The following is a 329-nucleotide window of genomic DNA, read 5'->3' on the forward strand; positions in this document are numbered from 1 at the left end:
GCGCCGTGGCAAAGCCCGCCGCATCGGGTACCCAGTGCCCACCTTCGCCAACATGGTTCATGAGCGCCGCACGCATGAGCTTGCCCGTCTGCAATTCGGCCAATCCTTCGACCTTGAGTGCTTTGGTGATACCTGGCTTACTGTAGGTCTTCAGGAACTCCTCGTTCGCCATATTGGGCATATGGCTGTCCGCGCCGAACAGGATGCCCAGCAGGAGCGCCTGCGGGCCGCTGCCGTCGTACGGGCTGACGTCGCAGTTCGCGATGCTCCGCACCACCGCCATCGCATGATGGCGCAGCAGCGCCGGGTCGCGCACCAGGTGCCCCTCG

General features: G+C 64.7%; 1 pseudogene. It reads right to left on the reverse strand.

Going from position 1 to position 329, the window contains the following annotated elements:
- Positions 1 to 316 (reverse strand): annotated as a pseudogene (locus DY926_RS12045) (ParB/RepB/Spo0J family partition protein); the annotation flags it as partial.
- Positions 317 to 329: the final 13 nt, after the last annotated feature.

It is taken from the genome of Komagataeibacter melaceti (genome assembly GCF_003403295.1).
GTDB lineage: Bacteria > Pseudomonadota > Alphaproteobacteria > Acetobacterales > Acetobacteraceae > Komagataeibacter > Komagataeibacter melaceti.